The organism is Bradyrhizobium sp. USDA 4451 (assembly GCF_054822585.1).
On the sequence record NZ_JBTRCH010000001.1, the window covers coordinates 6,626,296 to 6,644,600 of the forward strand.

Genomic DNA, 18,305 nt, shown 5'->3' on the forward strand with positions numbered 1-18,305 from the left:
CTCAGGGGTACATTTCCAATATTCCGAAATCGCGCCTCCTCAATGAGACAATATCTTTTCAAGAAATAGTTGCGCGCGATCGGAGCGGGACTGCCGATTGCCGAAAAACTCGCCGGTCGGACAGTCCTCCACCACCTCGCCTCTATCCATGAACACCACGCGGCCGGCGACGCGGCGCGCAAATCCCATCTCGTGGGTCACCACCATCATGGTCATGCCGTCGGCAGCAAGCGCCGTCATGACGTCGAGGACCTCATTGATCATTTCCGGATCCAGCGCGGACGTCGGCTCGTCGAACAGCATGATCTCGGGATCGAGCGCCAACGCACGCGCAATCGCTACCCGCTGCTGCTGGCCTCCCGACAGGCTCGCCGGATACACCGCTTCCTTGTCCTTCAGGCCGACCCGATCGAGCAGCCGCCGGGCCCGCTGTCTCGCTTCATCGGCCTCGCGCCTGAGGACAACGCGCTGCGCGAGACAGATGTTATCGATGACGCTGAGGTGCGGATAGAGCTCGAAATTCTGGAATACCATGCCGACCCGCCGCCGCAACTGCGTGGCAGATCGTGCCGTGCTGCCGACATCGATTCCGTCCACGACAATCCGGCCGTCCTGATAGGGCTCGAGTGCGTTGACGCACTTGATCAGCGTCGACTTGCCGGATCCGGAAGGCCCGCAGACCACGACGACCTCTCCACGCGAGACCGTCATCGTGACATCGCGAAGCACGTGATGTGCGCCGTAATATTTGTTGACGCCGTTGAATTCGATCATCGGGCGAATGTCCTCTTCAGCTTTTCCACGCCGGCAGTCGCCGCAAGGCAGATCAGGTAATAGACGAGACACGCGAACGTATAGGCTTCGATCAGCCGTCCATCCCGGTTGGCAATAATCGATGTCGCGGTCAGGAAGTCGTGCAGCGAGACGACGAAGACCAGCGACGTGTCCTGAAACAGGATGATCGCCTGGGTGAGGAAGATCGGGATCATGGCGGTAAACGCCTGCGGAAAGATCACATAACGCAGTGCTTGCGCCCGGCTCATGCCGCTGGCGAGTGCCGCGTTCAGTTGTCCTGGACGCACGCTCTTCAGGCCGGCCCGGAGGATTTCGCTGTAATAGGCGCCTTCGAACAGCGCGAAGGCGACGATCGCCGAGGTCCAGGCGCCGACCGGTCTGCCCAGGATCAAAGGCACCATGAAATAGAACCAGAAGATCACGAGGATGAGCGGAATCGCGCGAAATACGAAGACGTAGACATCCACCGCACGATTGCCGATGGCGCCAGCGAACAGCCGGGCCAGCGCCAGCGCGGTGCCGACGGCAAGGCCGCCGATAACGCCGATCAGCGTCAGGGCCAGGCTGAGCAACAGGCCGTCAAGGAGAAAGCTGGCGTTTCGCACGATGAACGAATAGTCGGGCATCGGAGTTACACCGCTACGGGCAGAGCCAGGGTTCGCTGCAGGCAAACCATGACCAGATTGAGAACGAGCGCGACCAGGACGTAGAAGGCTGTCGCGGCGGCGAATGCTTCAAATCCGTGAAAGGTGAAGTTCTCGATCTGCCGGCTTTGCGCCGTCAGCTCGAGCACGCCGATGGTCAAGGCCAGCGACGAGTTCTTGACGATGGACAAGAACTCCGAGGTGAGCGGCGGCAGGATAATCCGCAGGGCCTGAGGCATGACGACGTAGCGCAAGGCCTGTGTCCGGTTCATGCCGGTTGCATCGGCTGCCATCCTCTGCCCGCGGGGAACGGCCTGCAGTCCGGCGCGAAACAGCTCGGCCAGACGGCCCGACGTATAGAACGCCAGCGCCAGTGCGGCGGTCCAGAACTCGGGGTTCGGCAGATCCCGCTTGAACCAAAGGCCGAGCCTGGCAGGCAGCAATTCCGGCACCACAAAGAACCACACGAACATCTGCAAGAGGAGCGGAATGTTACGGAACACCGAGACATAGAAGCCGGAAAAGAGCCGCACCCAGCGCAATGATGACGTGCGGGCAACGCCAAGGGCTGTTCCGAGCAGCAACGCGATGAGCCAGCCCGTGATGGACAGCGCGACGGTCCAGCCCAGCCCGGTCAGCAGCCAGCCGGCATAAGGCTCATTGAAGAGAAGACCCCAATTCCACCGGTAGTTCATGACGCAGCGTCTCGTTGGTCGATCATCGAAAGAGAAATCAGGGCCGCTGGCTTGTCATTCCGCGATGGCTTCGATCTTGAACAGGCTGTCCACCTCACCCTCGATCGGCACGCCATAGGGCGTGATCCATTGGTCATAGAGTTTTTGAAGGTCGCCGCTGGCAAGCAGGCGGGCAATGGTTCCGTTGATGATGGTCAAGAGGCCGGAATTGTTCTTGCTGACCATGAAAGCGACCTGCTCGAACGACAGCGGCTTGCCGACCACAGCGAAGTCATCCTTGTTCTGCGCCGTGCGGAGCGCACCGCCGAGCAAGACGGCATCGTTGACGAAGGCGTCGGCCCGCTGCGAGTTAACCGCGAGCAGTCCTTCCGCGTTGTCCCGGACCTGGAGCACCCGGACATTGACTTTGTTCCGGTCCAGCGCGACCCGCACATAGCGCTCGGCCGTGGTGCCTGCGGCAAGCGCGACAATCTTGCCATTCAGGTCAGCAAGATCCTGGATGTGCGATGTCTTTTTCACCAGGAGCCGGCCCTCGGCGAGCGCGACGGCATAGCTGAAGTCGACCTGTTCCTGACGGGCCAATGAATTGACGGTGGTTCCGCATTCGATATCCACCGTTCCGTTGGCGATCAGCGGAATCCGCGTTTGCGGCGTCACCGGCACATACTTGATCTGGATGTCGGGGATGTTGAGCTTGCGACCGATCTCCTGGACGATCCTCTTGCAGACATCGATCGAATAGCCGCTCGCCTGCTTGTTCTCGTCGAGATAGGCGAATGGCTGCGCGCTTTCACGAAAACCGATCGTGACCGCCTTGTTCTGTTGAATGCGCCGCAAGGCGGTATCGGCTTCCTGCGCCTTTGCCAGCACCGGCAGAAGAGCCGCGACGATAGCGGTCAGCAGAGCAATCTTTCCAGCGAACATCTCATGCTCCTCGTTGCGTTGGTGTCAGGTGTGGACGATACGGCAGAGCGACTGGATATCCGGGACAATGAAATCCGGGCGCGGGACCGACGCGTCGAGGGCGATCCGGCGCCGGTTGATCCAGGCAATGGTCAATCCGAGCGGTTTGCCGCCGACGAGGTCGGTGAATTGCGATTGGCCGGAGTGAAGGATCTCGTCCTTCGCGACGCCTGAATTCTCGATCAGGTAGCGAAACAGCGTGCCGTCAGGCTTGTAGCCCTGCGCCCGTTGTGCGGTGCATACGAGATCGAAGCTTCGCTTCAGGGGCGTCAGCGCCAGAAGATCATCGTCGATGTTGGAGACAACTGCCAATCTGTAGTGACGCGACAGCAGGTCCAGCGTGCGGACGACATCGTCGTAAAGGAAGAAGCGCGGAAAGGCCTCGAAGTAGCGATCGATCAGGCGACAGTCGCCCACCACCTTGAAATGCGCGAACGTCTCGGCAAGCGAGAGTTCGCAAATCTCGCGATACGAGCGATAGGAGTCCCAATAGTGCGCGATGTTCCGATGCTCCCAATGTTCCCAGAACGCCTTGACGTCGACATGAGACGCACCGGCGTCAGACAGGATGCGCTCGAAGGCACCGTAGGAGCTGTCGCGAACGCTGATCAGCGTGCCGAACACATCGAACGACATCAGCTTTGGCTTGAGGCGTTCCGGAGGGATTTCGCTATTCATTGATCGAATTCCAGATGAATGCTGTGGTTCTGAATGCGTGTGCGCTGCCCGAGGTAGCCTGGCTTCACCGCACCGCGATCGCTTCAAGTTCGATCAGGTAACCATGATGGAGCTCAGGAACCGGGACCACGGCGCGCGCCGGGCGGTGGGTCCCGAAGACCTCGGCATAAATCGCGTTGAACGCCGCCCAGTGTTCGACGCCGACGAGATAGGCCGTCACTTTTGCGATGCGATCGCGGCCGAGGCCTGCGCTCTCGGCGATTGCGATGACGTTGGCGAGTGCCTGGCGGGCCTGGACCTCGAAAGACTGGTCCGCGAGCGACGCCCCATCTGCTCGGGCGGCGAGTTGACCCGACACGTACACGACGCCCGCAGCCTCCGTCGCCTGCGCGTAATGGCCAAAGGCCTGCGGAGCTGCGTCGGTTGCAATGGCTTTGATTGGGATCGACATCGGGTCACCATCCATGGATGCGCGGCCAGATGGCGGACACGGCCCGATCCTGGTCGACGACGTAGTAGCGGTCATGTTGGGCGCCGGTGGCACAGGCATGGTTGGGAAAGATCCGAACCATCGCGCCAATTGGAAGCTGCGGCGCGGCGCGGTGAGACCCGGGACGCGCAGCCAGAATGCCATGTTCCTGATTGGCGTCGATCATGATCAGATCCGGGATCGGATCGCCCGCGAGATCGCAGACCATGCCGTAACCTTGGTCGACCGGGAGGCGCGCTGTGCCGCGATCACGCGACATCGCCATCCAGCCGGCATCGACGATGATCCAGCCTTTGTCGTGCTGATGGCCGATCACTGTCGCGAGCACCGAGAGGGCGATGTCACCGATATCGCACACGCCGATCCCCGCCATGACCAGGTCGAAGAACATGAACACTCCGGCGCGGACCTCGGTGATGCCGGTCAGGTCGCGGGCAAAATGAGCGGTCGGCGTGGAGCCTGCGCTGACCTCCGGACACGGCAGTCCCGCTGTTCGAAGCGCAGCGGCAGCCGCGACGATGCCAGACCGTTCCTGCTCGGCCATCGCCGCGAACGATGCCGGGTCATGCAAGCCGTAGGAACTGCCGGCATGAGTCATCACACCACGGAGCATCGCGCCGCCTGCGTGAAGGGCGCGACCGACGGCGACGAGCGCATCGTCGGACGGCTTGATTCCGGAACGATGCTCGTCGGTATCGACCTCGATCAGGACGGGAAGCGGATCGCGCCGCTCGGCGCTCTTCGCCGCCACCAGTTGCGCGGTCTCCAGATTGTCGAGAACGATCGCCAGGTTGGCGCCACGCCGCCGCAGATCGAAGACATGATCGAGCTTGTTCGGGGCGATGCCGACCGCATAGAGCAGATCGCTCACGCCGTGGCCGAAGAAGTATTCGGCCTCCTTCAGCGTCGAGACCGTGATCGGGCCTTGCACGCCATCCATCACCAACCGCGCGACGTCGATGCTCTTGGCGGTCTTGAGATGCGGACGCAGTCTGACACCGAGCGGCTGGAGATGCCGCCTCAATCGGGCGACGTTCGTCATCAGCCGGGATCTTTCGAGCACCAGACACGGCGTCTCCAGCACGGCGAGCGGTTGACCAATCTCCTGGCGGGAATAGGCGACGGCAGGCGACATGGCCGACTAATCCACGCGACAGGTAATGGAGGTCGCCGCAGCTGTTTGAGCATTGGCGGCACCCGGTACGGCGATGGCCAAGCGCCATTGCATATTATATATAATCATCACGGACACAGCCTTACCCTTTCAATTGCAAAGCGGCTTAACCGATTATATATTATATGTCAAATGCGATTCGAGGAGATGCATGTGCGGAGCGCGGCGAGACCCAAACCGATCGGCAGTACGGAGATGATCGCCGACGCGCTTCGCGACGCGATCTGCAGTGGCGAGATTCCCCCCGGCGCACCGCTGAAGCAGGATGAGATCGCGGCAGAGTTCGGCGTCAGCCATACCCCGGTGCGCGAGGCGCTCAAGGCTCTGGTCTCGGAGGGATTAGCCGTCCTGCATCACAACCGCGGCTGCTTCGTCTCGGACCTGTCGAGTGTGGTCGCACGCGAATTGATGGAATTCCGCGCCGTCCTCGAACCCAAATTGGCCGGCTGGGCGATCGATCATCTGACCGACGCCGATATCGAACACTGCCGCCAGATCATGGCGAAGATCGACAAGGCCAGCAATCCGCTGCAGCGACTGCGGCTTGCAACCGAATTTCACACCGTCATCTATGCGCGCGCCAACCGGCCATTCTTTCTTGAGCAGGTCAGTCGCGCCCGCAACAATCTCAACCGGTATTGGCGGCTCGCATGGGGTGACCAGACGTTCCCGGTCAGCACCCAGAATGAACATCAAGAAATATTGGCCCTCTGTGTCTCCAGGGATCGGGCCGGCCTGACGGCACTTATCGAGCGACACATCATGACTTCGGGCGAAGTCGTCCTGCACTATTTGCGGAGAATGGAAGCAGATCAGGGAGCGTAGCGCGCGCTCGCACTCGGCGTCCGCAATCGGGCCGTTAGCCGACATTCATTGAGACGGCATCGCCGCCGCCTTTCTGAGCAACAAGAAGCGCGACGTCCCGGATGAAGAACCCACGCCGCGCAGGAACGTGGCTCGCTGATCAGCCGGGAGTATGCCTACGCCACGTCGGGCAAAACGCCCGACGACATTGCGAGACCGTGAGCGGCGTGAATGCTATGGATTCTGCTCGCTGAACCGGCGGTCGCGAGAACCGGCATGGAAGCACGCAGATTCGATCACAAGGGAATGCCTGCGGCAGCAGGCAACCAACGGCCGGCGCGGCGCCTGGTCGACGGTCGGACCCCGCCTGCCACAACCCGGTGCCCTTGATGACTCGTCCCCATGACCGCCGACCTTGGAGCCGCGCGATGCGCAAGGGCTGGTGCAAACCGACAATCGGCGTAGCGATCATCAGCCTCGGTCTGTTCGCCGCGACCGAGCTGTTCGCCGAAGGCCGCAAATACGATCCCGGCGCCAGCGACACCGAGATCAGGATCGGTCAGACCATGCCCTATAGCGGGTCGGCGTCGTCAGTCTCGGTCATCGGAAAGCTCCAGGCCGCCTATTTCCGGATGATCAACGACCACGGTGGCATCAACGGGCGCAAGATCAAGCTGATCTCCTATGACGATGCCGGCACCCCACCGAAGGCCGTCGAACAGACCCGCAAGCTTGTCGAAGGCGACGAGGTGCTGTTCACCTTCCAGACGCCCGGCACCGCCTCCAACGTCGCCGTTCAGAAATATCTCAACGACCGTCGCATCCCGCAGCTGTTCGTGGGCGGTCGCTCGACGCGTTTCGAAGACGCCGCCGACTTTCCATGGACCATGGGATTCGCGCCAAACCTGCGGACCGAAATTCGCGTCTACGCGCGGTTCATCCTCGACAATTATCCGGACGCCAGAATCGGCCTGCTCTACCAGAATGACGAAAGCGGCAAGGACTATCTCGCCGGCTTGAAGGACGGACTCGGCGCAAAGGCCGCGCTGATGGTTGCGTCCGAAGCGCCTTACGAAATGACGGACCCGACCATCGACTCGCAGGTGGTGCGGCTCAAGGCAGCCGGCGTCAACGTGCTGATCGACATGGCGGCACCGAAGTTCGCCGCCCAGGCGATCCGCAAGGCGGCGGAGCTCGGCTGGAAGCCGATACATATGCTGGGCGTCGGCTCGTCCTCGATCGACGCGGTGCTGGCGCCCGCGGGACTTGAGAACGCCAAGGGGTTGATCTCGGCGAGCTCGTTCAAGGAGGCCGCCGACCCGAGCTGGTCCGACGACGCAGGTATGAAGAAATGGAACGCCTTCATGGCGTCGTACTATCCGGAGGGCGACCGAAAGAGCATCTTCACAACCTACGGCTATAGCGCCGCCGAGTTGCTGGTGCGCGTGCTGCAACAATGTGGCGACGACGTCTCACGCGACAACGTCATGCGCCAGGCCGCCAGCCTGCACAACGTCACGCTCGACCTGCTGCTGCCCGGTCTTGCCATCAACACCAGCCGCGCCGACTATCGTGTGATCAAGGAGTTCCGCATGATGCGCTTCAGCGGCGAACGATGGGAGCCGTTCGGGCCAATCGTCGCCGATTAGAGCAGCATGGGCTTCGATTGAAGCAGAGCCAACGCACCGGCTCGCCGCTCCGCGCCTCGTTTCGCGCGACGGCGCTGTTGCAATTGCCCATCATTCGCACGCGAATGATTTACGCGATAATTGGGACTCGAGGTCTGCCTCTGAGGGAAGTGGCAGTTACCAGGATCGGTCGTCATCGATGGCTTTTGAGCCTACTAAGGCACCACGCATCAGGCCTTTTTCCGAGCAAGCCGGTCGAAAAGTGCTAGACTTTGGCTATGACCTGCGGCGGCTGCCATGATGGGCCCCGCACAGATGGCGTGATTTCATTACCATTCTCGGCGGCGCGAGTGCACGCTGACAGTCGCTATCACGCCGCAGCAAGCCAAGGCGAACCTATCGCACTAATAGGCCATCCACACATTCGCCTGTGCGCCGCAGTCCGGAAGTCGATACAGAGGCAACGCTATTCTGGAACAGGAGAGAGCCATGTCGGCCAAGCTATTCGGCAGAGGCCTGCACGCTTTGGCACTATTCGGTTTGGCAGCTAATCTAGGAGGGATTTCGATATCCGTAGCCGCCGCCGAAGCTCAGACGAAACCGATACAAGAACCCATTACGGGTAACGAAGATCTTGGAGACCTGAGCCAGCCCGAACAGGCATTGGCTCAGTTCTACCGCGGCTTCAATACTCGTGATCTGAAGATGATTGACGATAACTTTGCTCATTCCGATGAGGTTGCGATCGACAATCCTCTCGGAGGCATTCGGCGGGGAGCAGATCAGCCGCACGTGATGTATGAAGGAGTCTTCAGGAGTCCGGCGGACGTTCACGTTGTATTTTGGGACTACACCATACACCGCGCGGGCGATGTATTCTGGGCTGTCGGGCGTGAGCGCGGTACCTATCGTGACGGTGATGTCGAAAAAAATCTAAATATTCGCACGAGTCGCATCTTTCAACTGATCGATGGGCGCTGGCGACAGATGCATCATCACGGATCAATCGAAGATCCCAAACTTCTCGGCGACTATCAAAACGCAGTTCGATCTGCAGCGGCGAAAGCCCGCTGACGCGTCTTGAAATCGTTCGCGCCAATCGGGCCAGAAATCGCTCAATGATCGCTTCTGGCCCGTGGAAGCGTTCATTCGGACCAATTTCGACCTCGCCTTTTGAGGGCAAAGCGGACCGCGCGCGCTATGAGCACGCGCCCTACCCCGGGTGCCACCAGCGGCCGTCGATCACGACGCCTTCGGATGCGACCTTACGGCCGCCGGTCAGGTGTTCGCCGACCACGTCCATAATCGAACTCGCCTTCCCTGATTGAGATCTGCATTGCTCAACGCTTCGGGTTACGCCCGCGGATATGGTCAAAGCCTTGCTTGATCGCGGCGAAGCGCATGTCGACCACCGGCTCGAATTCGAGGTCGGTGAAGATGTAGGGCCAGTCGTTTTCGATGCCTTCGCGGACGAGTTCACCGACATACATGGGATCGATGCCCTCTGAGATGCGTTGCCGGAGCAGATTGATCTGCTCGGCAATTGGGCCCGACGTCGGCAAGGGACGGACCGCCCCCTCGAAGCGCTTGGGGAGGTTGCGCCCTGAGTTCACGATTTGCGTGCGGATGAACCCGGGACACAGCACCGATACGCCGATCCCGCGGGGCGCGAGTTCGGGTCGCAGTCCCTCGGACAGCGCGACGACGCCATACTTCGAAACGTTGTAGGCCGTGCTTCCCCCTGAAATCAGGCCAGCGAGCGAGGCCGTATTGACGATCTGTCCACCCTCGCCGTGCCGTTCGATCAACGGCCCGAAAATCTCGATCCCCCAAATGGTCGCCATCAGGTTGACGCCCAGAGTCCAATTCCAGGACGCGTCGGTCCAGGTGCCATAAGGCCCACCGCCGCCGACGCCCGCGTTGTTGACGAGGATATGCACCTTGCCGTAGCGGGCCGTCGTGGCTTCGGCAGCCGCCACGAGTTCGGCCTTGAGTGAGACGTCCGCTTTCACGCCGTCGACATCGGCATTGGTGCGCCTCAGTTGCTCGAGCGCCGCGGACAACGCCGCGTCCTCAATATCGCAAAGCATGACTTTCGCCCCCGCCTGGGCGAGAGCGGTCGCGATCCCCAATCCAATGCCCGACGCTGCACCGGTCACGAACGCGGTCTTTCCAGCCAATTCCTTCACGCGCATTCTCCCCGTGCAAGCGGACACCGTCGGCGCAAGGCGCCTCGTCACCGAACTCCATATGACCGCACTTTCAAGCGATTGGGAAGCGTGCGGGACGTCCGCTCTTGGCCCTGAACCAACATTGATCAAGACTAGCTTCGACGTCACCTTTTGAGGGCAAGGCCGATGCTTTGAGCGCGCACCCTACCTCGGATGCCACCAGCGGCCGCCGATCACGACGCCTTCGGAAGCGATCTTGCGGTCGCCCGTGAGATGTTCGCCGACCACGTCGACATAGTCGAACTGGCCTTCCCTGATCGAGAGCAGCGTGGCGTCGCCGACGCTGCCCGGCTTGAGGCTGCCGAGCTCCGGCCGCCGCAGCGCCGTCGCGGCATTGACGGTGGATGCCGCGATCACGTCGGGTAGCGACATCCCCATGCAGAGGAATTTCGACATCGTCGTCACCTGGTCGAAGGCCGGGCCGTTGATGCAGAGCTGGTGGATGTCGGAGGAGATGGTGTCCGGATAAAAGCCGTTGGCGAGCATCGCGCGCGCGGTCTTGAACGCGAACGAGCCCTTGCCGTGGCCGATGTCGAACAGCACGCCGCGCTCGCGCGCCTCCAGCACGCTCCTTTTCACCGTGCCCTGCGCGGTCGCCGGCGTGTTGGGGAACGGGCGGAAGGCATGGGTCAGCACGTCGCCCTGGCGCAGCCGCGCCAGCACCTCCTCATAGCTCGGCGGCGGATGGTCGATATGCGCCATCAGGGGCATGCCGACCTGCTCCGCGACCTCGAGCGCGATCTCGAGCGGCACCAGCCCGGACGTGCCGGACGCGTGCAGCCCGACCCGGACCTTGATGCCGACGATCAGGTCGCGGTTCTCGTCGGCGACGCGCGCGGCGTCGACCGGGTTCATCAGCCGCAGCTCTTCGCTCTCCCCGACCATCACGCGGTCCGAGAAGCCGAAGATGCCGGCATGCGAAACGTGCAGATAGGCCAGGATGCGGACCTGGCTCGGCTCGATCACATGCTTGCGGAAGCCGGCGAAATTGCCGGGACCGGCGCTGCCGGTGTCGACCGAGGTGGTGACGCCGGAATTGCGGCAGAATTCCTCGGCGTCGATGCCGAGCGAGGTGCCGCCCCAATAGACATGGGTGTGCAGGTCGATGATCCCCGGCGAGACGATCAGCCCCGAGACGTCGCGGACCTCGGTCGCGGGATCGGCCTTCAGCTCGCGGCCGACCGCGGCGACCTTGCCGCCGGCGAAGGCGACGTCGGTCACCGCATCGAGCTTTTGCGACGGGTCGATCACCCGTCCGCCGCGCAGAATCAAATCGAAAGGCATCGTGTTCTCCGGATTTCCGTCCGGCACGATGGTCGACTTCGCCGCCGTCTGCAAGCCGTTCAGCCGACGCGGGCCTGTTGCGAAACCGCCGCCGCTGTCAGGTGCTCCGTGCTCGCGTCTGCGGTCAACTCCGTCCCCGTGGCCGACGCGACGATGGCCGCAATGGCCGGGTGATGCGCGGCCTCCGAAGCAGCAATGGTCTGCTGCGCCCAGCGGTAGGAGGATTCGAAGATCTCCTGGTGGCGATCGAAATCGGTGACGTCGATGCCGTCGGGCGTCGGCGGGCGCATCACCATGTCGAGCGGCGTGGTCGGTAACGTATCGTAGCGCTGATGCGCGACGAGGCTGCGCCACAGCACGTTGACGGCACTTGGAGCTGCCGGAAGCGATTTCCGCCGGAATGGCGTCAGCAGCGAGGCGAGCAGCTCAAGCCGCCCCGGCAGCGCGGCATAGTCGACCTCGAACATCTCGGTCGCCGGCTCGCCGAAATGCACCACCAGGTTTGGGCCGCTCTTCAGCTGGTGCATCTGCGCCAGCGGAACGTTGTCGACGAGGCAGCCGTCCACCAGCATCGAACCGTCCCTGGTGTAGAACGGCGGCAGCAGGCCGGGGATCGCGCTCGACGCCCGCACCGCCTGCCAGAGCAGTCCGGTGCGGATCAATTCGAGACTGTGGGTCGACAGATTGGTCGCCACCGCCGCGAATGGCCGCCAGCAATCCTCGATCCGGCAATGCTGGCCATACTGCTCGGCCAGCGCCGCATCGAACGCCTTGTGGTCCAGCAGCGCGTAGCGCGGCCAGGTCGGACGACGGAAGCTGCGGCTGGAGACGAAGATCTCGTGCGTGCCGCGCTCGAGATGCTCGGCGTCGTAATTCTTGGCAAAACCCGCCGCCATCGCCGAGCCGACGCTGGTCCCGACAAAGATATCGAACATCGCGCCGCGCTCGCGAAACGCCTTGTAGATCCCGACATGCGCGGTGCCGAGGCTGCCGCCACCGCCGGCGACGAACCCGACGGCGCGGCCGCACAGGAAGCGCACCAGGCTGTCGATGTCGATCTGGTCCTCGAGCGCGACATGGTGGTGCATGTAGCAAGGCAGCCTTGCCAGCCAAGCCGCGGTGCCGCCGACCTCGTGATGCCTGACATCATGAACACGAACCAGGCGGCGCGCCGACGCCGGATGCACGGCGCAGGCGACGCTTTCGATCTCGGTCAGGTCGGGCGCAGGCGCGTGGCCGCGGCAGGCCAACACGACGAGGTCGGCCTGGCGAATGGTCTTTCTTGCCCATTCCGATGCATCGGCGCCGCCGAAATAAGCCACCAGTGGCGCGTCATACTCGATCCGGTTGAGCCAGTCGGCCACCTCGGAGGCGTCCAGCGCGCGGCCGGGAAACATCGCCTGGACGCGCGCGAGATCGACGATCTCGGCCCCCGCCGCGGCAAGGCTCAGGCGCAGGCGCTGCTCGAAACCGGCAGGCACCGGCTCGCGTCCACCCGCAATCAGCGCGACGGTGCGCGCCTTCGGCGACGCCCGCGCGGGCAACAGGCGCGCGGTCTGGACGGCAAACCGCTGGGCCAGCGCGGCAAGCAACGCCTCGACGATCCCGGGCGTCTCCTGGACAAGCCGCGCATAGGCCGCACGCGTCAACACCAGCACGCTGCTGTCGCGGATCGCGATCACATTGGCGGTGCGCGGGATGTTGGCGAAGAAGCCGATCTCGCCGACCAGCTCGCCGGCGCGAAGCTCGGCAATCGGCTCAGAATGATCGGTCCGGTACACCGCGAGCGCGCCGTGCAGCACCAGGAACAATGCGTCGGACGCGCCGCCCTGCTCGACCAGCAGCTCGCCGCGCACGAGGTCGCGCCGGGTCATGGCGCCAAAGGCGACGCGCCGCTGCTCCGCGCTGAGCGTTCGGAACAGCGCGAAATCCTCGGACAGGTTTCCCCACGCAAACGTTGCGCTCGGCGGCACGCGGTTCGATTGCATAATCAGATGTTAGCGCCGGGCCATCGTCCCGGCGAGTGATATCAGAGCAGGATCGGCAGCACCCGGCCGCTATTCCCTTGGGAGCACTGCAACAGGAAATGCGGCACTCCCACGTGCTGGCCTCACTCGACCAGCTCCGGCCATGGCACGATGGTCGACTTCACCGTCTTCATCGCCATCGCGTCGGCGACCGCCTGCGCGACGCCGTCCTCGGTGAACGGATAGATCGTCTGCATGTCCAGCCAGGGATATTTGTTGCGCGTGCGGTAGAGCATGTCGACGCCGAGCGGCAGATCGTTGCCGGTAAAGCCCCAGGAGCCGAGCACGTTGAGGTCCTTGGTGCAGATGCGGTGCCACGACGTATTGATCGAGCCGGCATCGGTGAACTGGCCCATCTCGACATAGGTGCCGCCGTCGCGCAGCATCTCGATGCCTTCGGGGCCGGCAGTCGGATGGCCCGAGCAATCCATCACGAGATCGGCGCCGAAGCCGCCGACGAGGTCGCGCACCGTCTTGATGCGCTGCTCCGCTGTGTCGAGCAGCTCGATATCGACCGTCGCCTCGGCGCCGAATTTTCGGGCGAGCACCAGGCGCGGCGTCTCCGGCGCGCCAACGCAGATCACGCGCCCTGCCCCCATCTCCTGGGCCGCGGCGACCGCGAGGATGCCGATCGGCCCCGAGCCCTGGATCACCACCGTGTCGCCCCAGGAAAAACCGCCGGCGCGGGTGGCGCGGTTGAAGGCGCGGATGCAGGAGGTCAGGGGCTCGGAGAGCGCGCCCAGCCGCAGCGACATGTCGTCGGGAAGTTTATAGATCTTGGTGCCCGGCAGCATGTCGAGATCGACATAGACATATTCGGCCCAGCCGCCCCACATGTGCGGCGGTTTGTCGAAGCCGAGGTAGCGGCCGTAATACACCGGCGTCAGGCACTTGTTGGCGCTCGCGGGATAGTGGATGCAGTAATAGCAGCGGCCGCACGGCATCAATGGCGGGATCATCACTTTGGATCCGACCTTGAGCGGCTTGCTCATGAAGTCCTCGGAAAATTCCGGGCCGCATTCGACGATCACGCCGCCGAGCTCATGGCCGAGCGTGAACGGCCAGGGCAGCGGCTTCGGCCAATGTCCCTTCAAAATGTGCAGATCGGTTCCGCAGACGCCGCAGGCGCCGACCTTGATCAAGGCCGCCTTTTTGCCGATATGCGGCCATGGCACGGTCCGGATTACAGGCTTGGCTCCAGGTCCTTCATGCGTGCAGACGCGGATCTGCTCCATCGGTTCGTCCTCCCTGTCCTTGTCGTTGGGCCGGGCTCGGCCGCACCGACCTTAGGTCAGGACGATCAGGATGTCATATCGGGATGTCATGAAGGCCTGTCATGAAGGCGTGCGCGATGCGTCAGATCCTGACGGGAGTATTTTTCCGCGCGGAAGCATCGCAAGGAAGCATCGATTGTGAACGCAGCCCGAGGCGGATAGGCTTGTAGCATTGCGGGGACCGACATCATGAATCCTGGTATCGAAGGCATCGTTGGCATGTACGTCAAGCTGGGAGAGCTCGACACGCTGCAACGCATGAAAGAGCATCGGCAGAGCCTGCTCGACCAATGCGTCGATACGGCGCATTTCAGCTTCGACGTGACGCGATCGATCTACCGCAGCGACCTCGAGGTGATCGAAGCCGGCATCGAGAGCCTGTATGGCGAGATCAGCGGCCATGTCGACGTCTTCAATGAAAAGAGGATCGCCGGCTGGGCGCTGTACAACCAGCATCCCGACAAGCGGGTCCCGATCGACATCTACGTCAACGGCGAGCTCGTCGCCGAAGTCGTCGCCGATCGGTTCCGCAATGATCTTCTCAAGCTCAACAAGGGCGATGGGCACCATGGCTTCATGTTCGAGCCGCCGAGCGGGTCCTACCAGCCGCCCCTGCAGCTCGAGATCCGTGCGGCGAAACGGAAGGTCCTGAAAGCGGTGACCGTCGAGCCGGCGGTGGACGCCGAAGCCAAATAACGCCGCCGCGCGCTTTCCTCACCATGTCGCTTTTGGCTGCGACATGGCGGACGTGCGCGGCGGATTGACAGCAACGGCGGCTCCATTCCAACCTGCGGTGCAACGTCAGGCAATGGAATGAAACTGCAACCCGGGTCGGAACGAATCTTCGCGGACGACGGCACCGACCCGGTGGACGGGCGCGTCCAATGGGCGCCGGCGAAGTCGCTGTGGCTCGGCAGCATGACCACGGTCGCGATCATCTTCGGTCCACCGCTGTTCTCGTGGAGCGCATTCGCACTGTTCATCGTGACCAGCGCGATCACGCTGTGCTTCGGGCATTCGGTCGGCATGCACCGGCGCCTGATTCATGCGAGCTTCGACTGTCCGCTGTGGCTCGAGCGGCTCTGCGTCTATCTCGGCACGCTGGTCGGGATGGCCGGCCCCTACGGCATGGTGCGGCTGCACGATCACCGCGACTGGGCTCAGCGCCAGGCGGCATGCCACGCCTATTCCCGCCACGCTGCCGGCTTCTGGCGCGATGCCTGGTGGCAAATGCACTGCACGCTCGCGCTGAAACACCCGCCGGCCTTCCGGCTCGAACCGCGGCTCGCCGACGACCGCTTCTATGCGTTCGTCGAGCGAACCTGGATGTGGCAGCAATTGCCCTGGGCGATGTTGTTTTTTGCGATCGGCTCGTGGAGCTGGCTGGTGTGGGGGATCTGCGTGCGGGTCGCGGTCTGCGTCACCGGTCACTGGCTGATCGGTCACTATTCGCATCGCAGGGGCGGACAGACCTGGATCATCGACGGCGTCGCAGCCCAGGGCTACAATATCGGTATCGCCGGGCTGATCAGCATGGGCGAGAGCTGGCACAACAATCACCATGCCTATCCGGGCTCGGCGAAGCTCGGGCTGCTGCCGGGCCAGATCGATCTCGGCTGGTGGCTGATCAAGGCGTTCGAGGCCGCGGGCCTCGCGCGCAACATCAAGACCCCGGACAACCTTGCGCCGCGCCCGGGTTCACGCCGCATCGACGGCGATCCGGATGCGGTCGCTGCGACATAGCAGCTGCGCATTGTTTCCGTCATCCGCACGCCAGATCGCCATTGCAGACCAGGCGCCTCGTCGCTATAGCAGCAGCGTCGGAAAAGGCAGACTTGGTTTGGTAAGCCCAAGTCCTTTCGCACCGAAATCGTGTCGAAAGCGAAAGCTCTGGTCTCCTGCGCAATGCGAGAGGTCCCCACGACGAACACCGGGCGCTGTCCAGGCGCCCATTGTTCGTCCGTGTGGTTCTCAACCCGACGAACCGCTCCGGCCGAACAACGACGCAGGAGCAGTTCATGCACAATCACCACCCCCTCCCCGATCATGTCGTGATCGCCGGTGCCGGCCCCGTCGGCCTGCTGCTTGCCTGCGAGTTGCGGCTCGCGGGGCTGTCGGTAAAGGTGCTGGAGCAGGCAGCCGACCCGCGCTCGCCGCTGAAGCGGCTGCCGTTCGGCATGCGTGGCCTTTCGGCACCCACCATCGAAGCGCTCGATCGTCGCGGGATGCTGGAGGGCATCGCGCCGCAGCGGCGTGCGAACGGCACACCCGGCGCCGCGCATTGGGAGCAACAGCCGCGCCGCCCGGCGGGCCATTTTGCCGGCATCCAGTTTTACCACGATGACATCGACAGCTCGAAATGGCCGTTTCGTCTGCCTGGTCCGGCCGGTACCAGCATGGCGATCGACATCGAGTCGCTCGAATCCACACTGGCCGCGCGCGCGATCGCGATGGGAGTTGAGATCAGACGCGGCCTCGGCGTCGAGACGTTTGAACAATCTGATGATGGCGTGATCGTTCACGCCGGTGGCGAGACGTTCCACGGACGCTGGCTGGTCGGTTGCGACGGCGGCCGCAGCACGGTGCGCAAGACTGCCGGCCTCGAGTTCGCCGGCACCGATCCCGAGTTCACCGGCTATTCGGTCGAGGTCGAGATATCAGATCCGGACAAGCTTCGCGTCGGCCGCCATTACACGCCATCGGGCATGTACACGTATGCGCAGCCCGGCACGATCGCGATGGTCGATTTCGACGGTGGCGTCTTCCACCGCACCCAGCCGATCACGCGGGAGCATGTGCAGACGGTGCTGCGCCGCGTCTCCGGCACCGACGTGACCTTGACGGCGCTGCAGCTCGCCACCACCTGGACGGATCGCGCCTGCCAGGCGACGGCCTACCGCAGAGGGCGCGTGCTGCTCGCCGGCGACGCCGCGCACATTCATTCGCCCCTCGGCGGTCAGGGGCTCAACCTCGGGCTCGGCGACGCGATGAACCTCGGCTGGAAGCTCGCCGCCACGATCCGTGGCGACGCGCCGGCGGATTTGCTCGACAGCTATTGGCGTGAGCGGCATCCGGTCGGCGCGCAAATTCTCGACTGGTCGCGCGCCCAGGTCGCGCTGATGCGGCCGAGCCGCAGTTCGCGCGCGCTCGAAGCCATCATGCGCGATCTGATCGCGACACCGGACGGCGCCACATATTTTGCCGAGCGCGTGTGGGGCGTTTCGCTGCGCTACGATCTCGGCGGCCGTCATCCGTTGACAGGCCGCAGCGCACCCGACTTCGAGCTCGCCGGCGGGACGAGGCTCGGCGAGTTGCTTCGAGATGGACGCGGCCTGCTGCTGGACTTCGACCCGCGTGCTCCCCTGCAAGCGCTCGCCGATCGCTGGCGTGGGCGGATCAGCTATGTCGCGAGCGATGCCAGGGATCGGCTGGGCTTGCGCGCGGTGCTGGTGCGCCCCGACGGCTTTGTGGCTTGGGCCACAGACATCGAGCCGGATCTGGAGGAGACTGCGCAAGCCGCTGCGCGATGGTTCGGAGAACCCGACGCTGCATGCGAATGTGCCTAACGCCCCTGGATGCGGTGCCTGTGAACTTCGCTTGCTTCACTTGCACCGTGTA

Annotated in this window: 17 protein-coding genes; 6 read left to right on the forward strand and 11 right to left on the reverse strand. The window is 63.3% G+C overall.

What is annotated here, in order from left to right:
• Window positions 1-39 precede the first annotated feature (39 nt).
• From ACVMB0_RS30955 to ACVMB0_RS30985, 7 genes are all read right to left on the reverse strand, one after another.
• A complete protein-coding gene (locus ACVMB0_RS30955) occupies window positions 40-774 on the reverse strand; it encodes an amino acid ABC transporter ATP-binding protein (protein ID WP_461348639.1) in 735 nt (244 codons plus the stop codon).
• Window positions 771-1,421, reverse strand: a complete 651-nt coding sequence (locus ACVMB0_RS30960) for an amino acid ABC transporter permease (RefSeq protein WP_461348640.1) — start codon at window positions 1,419-1,421, stop codon at window positions 771-773. Before ACVMB0_RS30960 ends, ACVMB0_RS30955 begins: the two co-directional genes overlap by 4 nt.
• A 5-nt stretch (window positions 1,422-1,426) precedes the next feature.
• Window positions 1,427-2,134 carry an amino acid ABC transporter permease gene (locus ACVMB0_RS30965; RefSeq protein ID WP_461348641.1) on the reverse strand — a complete coding sequence of 236 codons (708 nt, stop codon included), beginning with the start codon at window positions 2,132-2,134 and terminating at the stop codon, window positions 1,427-1,429.
• A 54-nt stretch (window positions 2,135-2,188) separates the two neighbouring features.
• A complete protein-coding gene (locus tag ACVMB0_RS30970) occupies window positions 2,189-3,058 on the reverse strand; it encodes an amino acid ABC transporter substrate-binding protein (RefSeq protein WP_461348642.1) in 870 nt (289 codons plus the stop codon).
• Window positions 3,059-3,082: 24 nt separating this feature from the next.
• Window positions 3,083-3,775 carry an HAD family hydrolase gene (locus ACVMB0_RS30975; protein WP_461348643.1) on the reverse strand — a complete coding sequence of 231 codons (693 nt, stop codon included), beginning with the start codon at window positions 3,773-3,775 and terminating at the stop codon, window positions 3,083-3,085.
• Window positions 3,776-3,839: 64 nt separating this feature from the next.
• Window positions 3,840-4,226 carry a RidA family protein gene (locus ACVMB0_RS30980; protein WP_461348644.1) on the reverse strand — a complete coding sequence of 129 codons (387 nt, stop codon included), beginning with the start codon at window positions 4,224-4,226 and terminating at the stop codon, window positions 3,840-3,842.
• 4 nt (window positions 4,227-4,230) lie between these two features.
• Window positions 4,231-5,400: a DSD1 family PLP-dependent enzyme gene (locus tag ACVMB0_RS30985; protein ID WP_461348645.1), complete on the reverse strand. Its 1,170-nt coding sequence runs from the start codon at window positions 5,398-5,400 to the stop codon at window positions 4,231-4,233.
• Between the two features lie 234 nt (window positions 5,401-5,634).
• Between ACVMB0_RS30985 and ACVMB0_RS30990 the strand changes: the two genes are divergently transcribed.
• The 3 genes from ACVMB0_RS30990 (at window position 5,635) to ACVMB0_RS31000 (ending at window position 8,945) form a co-directional block, all read left to right on the forward strand.
• The gene (locus ACVMB0_RS30990; RefSeq protein WP_461348646.1) at window positions 5,635-6,264 is read left to right on the forward strand and encodes a GntR family transcriptional regulator; all 630 of its coding nucleotides are present in this window, start codon (window positions 5,635-5,637) and stop codon (window positions 6,262-6,264) included.
• A gap of 407 nt (window positions 6,265-6,671) precedes the next feature.
• Entirely contained in the window at window positions 6,672-7,892 is a 1,221-nt protein-coding gene (locus ACVMB0_RS30995; RefSeq protein WP_461348647.1) for an ABC transporter substrate-binding protein, read from the forward strand.
• 468 nt (window positions 7,893-8,360) lie between these two features.
• A complete protein-coding gene (locus tag ACVMB0_RS31000; protein WP_456754046.1) occupies window positions 8,361-8,945 on the forward strand; it encodes a YybH family protein in 585 nt (194 codons plus the stop codon).
• A gap of 266 nt (window positions 8,946-9,211) precedes the next feature.
• On the opposite strand, the gene ACVMB0_RS31005 is transcribed toward ACVMB0_RS31000, so the two are convergent.
• The 4 genes from ACVMB0_RS31005 to ACVMB0_RS31020 form a co-directional block, all read right to left on the reverse strand.
• A complete protein-coding gene (locus ACVMB0_RS31005; protein ID WP_461348648.1) occupies window positions 9,212-10,060 on the reverse strand; it encodes an SDR family NAD(P)-dependent oxidoreductase in 849 nt (282 codons plus the stop codon).
• 186 nt (window positions 10,061-10,246) lie between these two features.
• Window positions 10,247-11,386: an amidohydrolase/deacetylase family metallohydrolase gene (locus ACVMB0_RS31010; RefSeq protein ID WP_461348649.1), complete on the reverse strand. Its 1,140-nt coding sequence runs from the start codon at window positions 11,384-11,386 to the stop codon at window positions 10,247-10,249.
• Between the two features lie 59 nt (window positions 11,387-11,445).
• Complete coding sequence (locus ACVMB0_RS31015; protein WP_461348650.1) at window positions 11,446-13,374, reverse strand: cyclic nucleotide-binding and patatin-like phospholipase domain-containing protein; 1,929 nt, start codon at window positions 13,372-13,374, stop codon at window positions 11,446-11,448.
• 122 nt (window positions 13,375-13,496) lie between these two features.
• Window positions 13,497-14,648 (reverse strand): zinc-binding dehydrogenase, encoded by a 1,152-nt coding sequence (locus ACVMB0_RS31020; RefSeq protein WP_461348651.1) that lies wholly within the window; start codon window positions 14,646-14,648, stop codon window positions 13,497-13,499.
• A gap of 228 nt (window positions 14,649-14,876) precedes the next feature.
• On the opposite strand from ACVMB0_RS31020, the gene ACVMB0_RS31025 reads away from it, so the two are divergent.
• The 3 genes from ACVMB0_RS31025 (at window position 14,877) to ACVMB0_RS31035 (ending at window position 18,253) form a co-directional block, all read left to right on the forward strand.
• The gene (locus ACVMB0_RS31025; RefSeq protein ID WP_461348652.1) at window positions 14,877-15,383 is read left to right on the forward strand and encodes a hypothetical protein; all 507 of its coding nucleotides are present in this window, start codon (window positions 14,877-14,879) and stop codon (window positions 15,381-15,383) included.
• Between the two features lie 117 nt (window positions 15,384-15,500).
• Window positions 15,501-16,430, forward strand: a complete 930-nt coding sequence (locus ACVMB0_RS31030) for an acyl-CoA desaturase (RefSeq protein WP_461348653.1) — start codon at window positions 15,501-15,503, stop codon at window positions 16,428-16,430.
• A gap of 275 nt (window positions 16,431-16,705) precedes the next feature.
• The gene (locus ACVMB0_RS31035) at window positions 16,706-18,253 is read left to right on the forward strand and encodes an FAD-dependent monooxygenase (protein ID WP_461348654.1); all 1,548 of its coding nucleotides are present in this window, start codon (window positions 16,706-16,708) and stop codon (window positions 18,251-18,253) included.
• Window positions 18,254-18,305 lie beyond the last annotated feature (52 nt).